Source organism: Duganella sp. Leaf126, from assembly GCF_001423125.1.
Taxonomy (GTDB): Bacteria; Pseudomonadota; Gammaproteobacteria; order Burkholderiales; family Burkholderiaceae_D; genus Rugamonas.
The window spans coordinates 848920-857228 of record NZ_LMNW01000001.1 but is presented as its reverse complement, the minus strand read 5'-3'; the positions used below and the strand labels follow the sequence as shown (position 1 = coordinate 857228).

Sequence of the window (8309 nt, the reverse complement as noted above, 5' to 3'; positions counted from 1 at the left end):
GATCGAGCTGCCAGCCGACAAAGAAATGGTTATGCCAGGCGACAACGTGTCGATCACCGTCAAGCTGATCAACCCGATCGCGATGGAAGAAGGTCTGCGCTTCGCTATCCGTGAAGGCGGTCGTACCGTCGGCGCCGGCGTCGTAGCAAAAATCATCGCCTAATAAGGATAGGCGGATTAGCCACCAGGGGTCTCTCTGGTGGTATAATCGAAATCCTTTGTAAGTAGTACTCGGAAGGGGCGTAGCTCAATTGGCAGAGCGTCGGTCTCCAAAACCGAAGGTTGGGGGTTCGAGGCCCTCCGCCCCTGCCACCGAATCTGGTGCAGGGCACCGAAAGTAAAAATACAATGTCTAATCAATCCGTGCAGACCGTCAGCACGTCGAATGACAAGATTAAGGTTGCGTTGGCCATCGCTGTCGCAATCGCAGGTGTGGTCGGGTTTTATTACCTGTCGGACAAACCAGCTCTGGTACGCGCAGGCGCACTTGTAGCTGGTTTGGCTTTTGCCGTTCTGCTCTTGTGGACTTCGTCGACTGGTCGTGATTTCCTGAATTTCGCCCAAGAATCCGTTCGCGAAACCAAAAAGGTCGTCTGGCCGACGCGTCGCGAAGCAACCCAGATCACTGGCATCGTGTTTGCCTTTGTCCTGGTGATGGCGCTGTTCCTGTGGGGCACCGATAAGACGCTGGAATTCCTGTTATACGATCTCATTCTGGGCATACGAAAATAATGAGCGAAAATGTGCAAGATGACGTGCAAGGCGAAGTGCCTGCACAAGAGGCTGGCGCAGCGCCAATCAGCGTACCAGTAAGCAACAAGCGCTGGTACGTTGTTCATGCGTATTCCGGTATGGAAAAAAGCGTGCAACGCGCGCTGACCGAGCGCGTGGAGCGCGCCGGCATGCAAGACCAGTTCGGCCAGATCCTGGTGCCGACTGAAGAAGTAGTCGAAGTCAAGAACGGTCAAAAGTCCGTTACCGAGCGTCGTTTCTTCCCTGGCTACGTGCTGGTGGAAATGGAAATGACCGACGAAACCTGGCACCTGGTCAAGAACACCAGCAAGGTCACCGGTTTCATCGGCGGCAAATCGAACAAGCCGACCCCGATTCCTGCGCGCGAGATCGACAAGATCATGCAGCAGATGCAAGAAGGTGTCGAGAAGCCACGGCCAAAAGTGCTGTACGAAGTGGGCGAACAAGTCCGCATCAAGGATGGCCCGTTCACCGACTTCAACGGCAACGTCGAGGAAGTCAACTACGAGAAATCGAAAGTGCGCGTCTCGGTCACCATCTTCGGTCGCGCAACTCCAGTCGAGCTCGAGTTCGGCCAGGTCGAAAAAGTATAAGCAGCACCGTTCGCCAGAACGGGCGACGGTGTAAAAACCTGACAAATCTGGCAAAAGAGGAGCCCCGCATGCAAGGTAGCGCATCGCGGGGCGCTACTACTCATCTCCAAGACAGGAGCCATCATGGCAAAGAAAATCATTGGTTTTATCAAGCTGCAAGTGCCAGCTGGTAAAGCAAACCCATCCCCACCGATCGGCCCAGCACTGGGTCAGCGCGGTCTGAACATCATGGAATTCTGCAAGGCGTTCAACGCGCAGACCCAAGGTATGGAACCAGGCATGCCGATCCCGGTCGTGATCACCGCGTTCGCTGACAAGTCGTTCACCTTCGTGATGAAGACCCCGCCAGCAACCTTCCTGATCAAGAAGCACTCGGGCATCACCAAAGGTTCGCCGAAGCCACATACCGACAAAGTCGGCACGCTGACCCGCGCCCAAGCTGAAGAAATCGCAAAATTGAAAACCCCAGATCTGACCGCTGCCGACCTCGATGCTGCTGTACGCACCATCGCCGGTTCCGCACGTTCGATGGGCATCACGGTGGAAGGTCTGTAATCATGGCAAAACTGTCCAAACGCGCAAAAGCTATCAAGGCCAAAGTCGATAGCACCAAGTCCTACGCCTTCGACAACGCTGTCGCCCTGATCAAGGAACTGGCCACGGCCAAGTTCAATGAATCGATCGACGTGTCGGTACAACTGGGTGTGGATCCGAAGAAATCGGACCAGGTCGTTCGCGGTTCCGTCGTGCTGCCAGCTGGCACCGGCAAAACCGTTCGCGTGGCCGTGTTCGCTTCGGGCGACAAAGCTGAAGCCGCCAAAGCAGCAGGCGCTGACGTGGTCGGTATGGAAGACCTGGCCGAGCGCGTCAAAGCCGGCGACATGCCTTTCGATATCGTCATCGCTTCGCCAGACACCATGCGTATCGTCGGTACCCTGGGTCAGATCCTGGGCCCACGCGGCCTGATGCCGAACCCGAAAGTCGGCACCGTGACCCCTGACGTCGCGACCGCTGTGAAAAACGCCAAAGCCGGTCAGGTTCAATACCGTACCGACAAAGCCGGTATCATCCACGCGACCATCGGCCGCAAATCGTTCGCTGACGCCGATCTGAAGAGCAACCTGGTTGCCCTGATCGATGCGCTGAACAAAGCCAAGCCGGCATCGTCGAAAGGCGTGTACCTGCGCAAAGTGTCGCTGTCGTCGACCATGGGCGCTGGCGTCCGTGTTGACCAGGCTACCCTGGCTGCCTAAGTTTTCAAGTATTAAGTCCCTGCGCTTGACCGCGCAGGGCAGTTCTTTGGGATGGCTGCCACGCAAGTGACAGTCGCAATCAAAGACCGTTGGGCCAGGTGCAGCAGGCAGGCATCCGGTTAATTGAGTTGTTTCACCCAACGCAGATGGTGTTCCCGACCAAGTTTTGCAGTCCATTGGACTCCTAACCTCGGACGCCGTTGTTCGAACCGATGACAGGCAATTACGCCCGTCATCATTTAAGGAGATTGACCGTGGGTCTCAATCTGAATGACAAAAAGGCCGTAGTCGCCGAAGTTTCCGCAAAAGTAGCAACTGCGCAAACCATCGTCGTGGCCGAGTATCGTGGCATCCAGGTTGCTCACTTGACGCAACTCCGTGCCAAGGCGCGTGCTCAAGGCGTGTACCTGCGAGTGTTGAAAAACACCCTCGCACGTCGCGCTGTCGAAGGCACGCAGTTCGCCTTGCTGGCAGACAGCATGACCGGTCCGCTGATCTATTCGATCTCGGACGACGCCGTTGCAGCAGCTAAAGTCATCAACGACTTCGCTAAAACCAACGACAAGCTGGTCATCACTGCCGGTAACTACGCAGGCAAGCAGCTGGATAAAACCGCTGTTGCCGCGTTGGCGAGCATTCCTAGCCGTGAAGTCCTCATCTCGCAGCTGTTGGGCGTTATGCTGGCTCCGGTGTCGGGCTTCGCACGTGGTCTGGCTGCTCTGGCAGCGAAAAAATCCGAAGGCGCTCCTGCTGCAGAAGTCGCAGCAGAAGAAGCCCCCGCAGCGTAATACGCTGTGGTGCGCCGCGTAAGGCGGCGCGGGTTTTTATCAAGTAGCTATCTGATGTATTAACGAATCAAAAATTATTGGAGTTTCAAATGGCAATTAGCAAAGACGACATCCTGAACGCAGTGAGCGAAATGTCCGTAATGGACCTGAACGAACTGGTCAAGGCTTTCGAAGAAAAATTCGGCGTTTCGGCTGCTGCAATGGCTGCCCCAGCTGCTGGCGGCGCAGCCGGCGGCGCAGCTGCTGCTGAAGAGCAAACCGAGTTCAACCTGGTTCTGACCGAAATCGGCGCGAACAAAGTTGGCGTGATTAAAGCCGTTCGCGAAATCACCGGTCTGGGCCTGAAAGAAGCCAAAGACGTGGTTGACGGCGCACCGAAGACCGTGAAAGAAGCCCTGTCGAAAGCTGACGCTGAAGCCGCTAAGAAGAAGCTGGAAGAAGCTGGCGCCAAGGCCGAACTGAAGTAATTCAAGCTGTACCGGCGGCTACCACTTAGCGCCACGAGCCAAAGCTGCGGGATTTCCTCTTTTACGGGAGGAAATCCCGGCTTTGGCTCCTTTGTCGTCTGTGTCGTATTTGTAACGTTGTCAAGACGTTGCAGTTCCAATTGATCCGCTGGAAATGGTAGAAATTTCAGGTTTCGTCTGTGTGACACGCAGCCGAGATTGTTGCTGAAGTGGCTCGCAGTGCACTGGCAAAACCTGAATTTTTTCCTTTCTGTCACTCACGGAGTGTCCATGCACTACTCATTTACTGAGAAGAAACGCATTCGCAAATCATTCGCGAAGCGCGCCAACGTTCACAACGTTCCGTTCCTGCTGGCTACCCAGCTCGAGTCCTACCACAGTTTCTTGCAAGAAGATGTTAGCCCATCGGCGCGCAAGAACGACGGCCTGCAGTCGGCCTTTACCTCGATTTTCCCTATCGTTTCGCACAATGGCTTTGCGCGTCTCGAATTCCTGTCGTACGTCCTCGGCGATCCTGCCTTCGACGTCAAGGAATGCCAACTGCGTGGCCTGACGTTCGCGTCGCCGCTGCGCGCCAAGGTGCGTCTGGTGATCCTGGACAAGGAATCGCCGACCAAGCCAGTCGTCAAGGAAATGAAGGAACAGGAAGTCTACATGGGCGAACTGCCCCTGATGACGACCACCGGTTCGTTCGTGATCAATGGTACCGAGCGTGTCATCGTTTCGCAGCTGCATCGCTCCCCGGGTGTGTTCTTCGAACACGACCGTGGCAAGACCCACTCGTCCGGCAAACTGCTGTTCTCGGCCCGCATCATTCCTTACCGCGGCTCGTGGCTGGACTTCGAGTTCGACCCGAAAGATATCCTGTACTTCCGCGTCGACCGCCGCCGCAAGATGCCGGTGTCGATCCTGCTCAAGGCCATCGGCATGACGCCGGAACAGATCCTGGCCAACTTCTTTGTCTTCGACAACTTCCACCTGCGCTCGGAAGGCGCGGAAATGGAATTCGTGGCCGAACGCCTGCGCGGCGAAGTCGCGCGCTTCGACATCGTCGATCCAAAGTCGGCCAAGACCATCGTCATGAAAGACAAGCGCATCAATGCCAAGCATGTGCGCGACATCGACGCCGCCGGTCTCAAGCACATCTCGGTGCCGGAAGATTACCTGCTGGGCCGCGTGCTGGCCAAGAACATCGTTGATCCGGAGACCGGCGAAGTCGTCGCGTCCGCCAACGAAGAACTGACCGAAGACGTGCTGAACCGTCTGCGCGACGCCAGCATCACCGACATCCAGACCCTGTACACCAACGATCTGGACCAGGGCGGCTACATCTCGCAAACCCTGCGCATGGATGACACCGCAGACCAGACCGCCGCACGCGTGGCGATCTACCGCATGATGCGTCCTGGCGAACCGCCGACCGAAGATTCGGTCGAAGCGCTGTTCAACGGCCTGTTCTACAGCCCTGAGCGCTACGACCTGTCGGCCGTCGGCCGCATGAAGTTCAACCGCCGCATCGGCCGCGACGAACTGACCGGCGCCATGACGCTGTCGAACGAAGACGTGCTGGCCGTGATCAAGATCTTGGTCGAGCTGCGCAACGGTCGCGGCGAAGTCGACGATATCGATCACCTCGGTAACCGTCGCGTACGCTGCGTCGGCGAACTGGCGGAAAACCAGTTCCGCGCTGGCCTGGTGCGCGTCGAGCGCGCTGTCAAGGAACGCCTGGGCCAGGCCGAAGCGGACAACCTGATGCCGCACGACCTGATCAACAGCAAGCCGATCTCGGCCGCGATCCGCGAATTCTTCGGTTCGTCGCAGCTGTCGCAGTTCATGGACCAGACCAACCCGCTGTCGGAAATCACGCACAAACGCCGTGTTTCGGCCCTGGGACCTGGCGGTCTGACGCGCGAACGCGCCGGCTTCGAGGTGCGCGACGTGCACCCGACCCACTACGGCCGCGTATGCCCGATCGAAACGCCTGAAGGCCCGAACATCGGCCTGATCAACTCGCTGGCACTGTATGCCCGCCTGAACGAATACGGCTTCCTGGAAACCCCGTACCGCAAGGTCGAAGGTTCCAAGGTCACCGACCAGATCGATTACCTGTCGGCGATCGAAGAAGGCCGCTACATCATCGCCCAGGCCAATGCCAAGGTCGATGAAAGCGGTACCCTGGTGGACGAACTGGTATCGTCGCGCGAAGCGGGCGAAACCATCCTGGTCTCGCCAGAGCGCGTGCAGTACATGGACGTGGCCCCCGGCCAGATCGTTTCCGTCGCAGCGTCGCTGATTCCGTTCCTCGAACACGATGATGCGAACCGTGCACTGATGGGCGCCAACATGCAGCGCCAGGCCGTGCCTTGCCTGCGTCCTGAAAAGGCGCTGGTCGGTACCGGTATCGAACGCACCGTGGCAGTCGACTCGGGCACCACCGTACAAGCGCTGCGTGGCGGCGTGGTCGACTACATCGATGCGGGCCGCGTGGTGATTCGCGTCAACGACGAAGAAGCGCAAGCAGGCGAAGTCGGCGTCGACATCTACAACCTGATCAAGTACACCCGTTCGAACCAGAACACCAACATCAACCAGCGTCCGATCGTCAAGGTTGGCGACCGCGTGGCCCGTGGCGACGTCATCGCCGACGGCGCTTCGACCGACCTGGGCGAACTGGCACTGGGCCAGAACATGACCGTGGCCTTCATGCCATGGAATGGTCTGAACTTCGAGGATTCGATCCTGATCTCGGAAAACGTCGTCAAGGACGACCGTTACACCTCGATCCACATCGAAGAACTGAGCGTGGTCGCACGTGACACCAAGCTGGGCGCCGAAGAAATCACCCGTGATATCTCGAACCTGGCCGAAAACCAGCTGGCCCGCCTGGACGAATCGGGCATCGTCTACATCGGCGCGGAAGTGACCGCCGGCGACACCCTGGTCGGTAAAGTGACGCCAAAAGGCGAAACCCAGCTGACCCCGGAAGAAAAGCTGCTGCGCGCGATCTTCGGCGAGAAGGCTTCGGACGTCAAGGACACCTCGCTGCGCGTGCCTTCGGGCATGGTCGGCACCGTGATCGACGTGCAGGTGTTCACCCGTGAAGGCATCGTCCGCGACAAGCGCGCGCAACAGATCATCGACGATGAACTGAAACGCTTCCGCCTGGACCTGAACGACCAGATGCGTATCGTCGAAGGCGACGCCTTCCAGCGTCTGGAAAAAATGCTGATCGGCCAAGTGGTCAACGGCGGCCCGAAAAAGCTGGCCAAGGGCGCCAAGATCGCCAAGGACTACCTGGACGATCTGGACAAGTACCACTGGTTCGACATCCGTCCGGCCGACGACGCCGCGGCCACCGCGCTCGAAGCGATCAAGGAATCGATCGCCGAGAAGCGTCACCAGTTCGACCTGGCCTTCGAAGAGAAGCGCAAGAAGCTGACCCAGGGCGACGAGCTGCAGCCTGGCGTGCAGAAAATGGTCAAGGTGTACCTGGCCGTGAAACGCCGCCTGCAGTCGGGCGACAAGATGGCAGGTCGCCACGGTAACAAGGGTGTGGTATCGCGCATCGTGCCGGTGGAAGACATGCCGTACATGGCCGACGGTACGCCGGCCGACGTGGTGCTGAACCCGCTGGGTGTGCCATCGCGCATGAACGTGGGTCAGATTCTCGAGACCCACCTGGGCTGGGCAGCGAAGGGCCTGGGCATCCGCATCGGCGAAATGCTGCAAGCGCAGATCAAGGTCGAAGAGATGCGCAAGTACCTGACCACGGTCTACAACGAATCGGGTCGTCCGGAAGATCTGGACAACTTCGACGACGAAGAGATCATGAAGCTGGCGCACAACCTGAAAAAAGGCGTGCCGTTCGCCACCCCGGTGTTCGACGGCGCGCACGAGTCGGAAATCCGCCGCATGCTGGATCTGGCGTATCCTGACGAGATCGCCCAAAAACTGGGCATGACCGCGTCGAAGAACCAGGTCACCATGTACGACGGCCGCACCGGCGAAGCGTTCGAGCGCAAGGTCACCGTTGGCGTGATGCACATGCTGAAACTGCACCACCTGGTCGACGACAAGATGCACGCGCGTTCGACCGGTCCGTACTCGCTGGTGACGCAGCAGCCGCTGGGCGGTAAAGCCCAGTTCGGTGGCCAGCGCTTCGGTGAGATGGAGGTGTGGGCACTGGAAGCGTACGGCGCATCGTACGTGCTGCAAGAGATGTTGACCGTGAAGTCCGATGACGTGAATGGCCGTACCAAAGTGTACGAAAACCTCGTCAAGGGCGACCACGTGATCGATGCCGGCATGCCGGAATCGTTCAACGTGCTGGTGAAAGAGATTCGTTCCCTGGGTATCGATATCGACCTGGAACGTAACTAAATCGCTGGCCCGTCGTTCCCGCGTAGGCGGGAACCCAAGTTGCGCATGAGCTGCCAGCAGCCTGCCAAAACTGGG

General features: G+C 58.3%; 7 protein-coding genes, 1 tRNA gene and 1 pseudogene. All 9 read left to right on the top strand.

The window, feature by feature from the left end; genetic code table 11:
• Positions 1-163, top strand: a pseudogene (locus ASF61_RS22540) (elongation factor Tu); the annotation flags it as partial.
• A 73-nt stretch (positions 164-236) separates the two neighbouring features.
• Positions 237-312: transfer RNA gene (locus ASF61_RS03615), tRNA-Trp, on the top strand.
• Between the two features lie 36 nt (positions 313-348).
• Positions 349-732 carry a preprotein translocase subunit SecE gene (secE, locus tag ASF61_RS03610; protein WP_056151128.1) on the top strand — a complete coding sequence of 128 codons (384 nt, stop codon included), beginning with the start codon at positions 349-351 and terminating at the stop codon, positions 730-732.
• A complete protein-coding gene (gene nusG / locus ASF61_RS03605) occupies positions 732-1346 on the top strand; it encodes a transcription termination/antitermination protein NusG (RefSeq protein WP_056151126.1) in 615 nt (204 codons plus the stop codon). The genes secE and nusG overlap by 1 nt, the downstream gene beginning before the upstream one ends.
• A gap of 123 nt (positions 1347-1469) precedes the next feature.
• Complete coding sequence (gene rplK / locus ASF61_RS03600; RefSeq protein WP_056151124.1) at positions 1470-1901, top strand: 50S ribosomal protein L11; 432 nt, start codon at positions 1470-1472, stop codon at positions 1899-1901.
• 2 nt (positions 1902-1903) lie between these two features.
• The gene (rplA, locus tag ASF61_RS03595) at positions 1904-2599 is read left to right on the top strand and encodes a 50S ribosomal protein L1 (protein WP_056151122.1); all 696 of its coding nucleotides are present in this window, start codon (positions 1904-1906) and stop codon (positions 2597-2599) included.
• 254 nt (positions 2600-2853) lie between these two features.
• A complete protein-coding gene (rplJ, locus tag ASF61_RS03590; protein WP_056151277.1) occupies positions 2854-3387 on the top strand; it encodes a 50S ribosomal protein L10 in 534 nt (177 codons plus the stop codon).
• 89 nt (positions 3388-3476) lie between these two features.
• Positions 3477-3854, top strand: a complete 378-nt coding sequence (gene rplL, locus ASF61_RS03585; protein ID WP_056151120.1) for a 50S ribosomal protein L7/L12 — start codon at positions 3477-3479, stop codon at positions 3852-3854.
• Between the two features lie 270 nt (positions 3855-4124).
• Positions 4125-8234, top strand: coding sequence for a DNA-directed RNA polymerase subunit beta (gene rpoB, locus ASF61_RS03580; RefSeq protein WP_056151118.1), 4110 nt, complete (start codon positions 4125-4127; stop codon positions 8232-8234).
• The last annotated feature ends 75 nt before the right edge of the window (positions 8235-8309 follow it).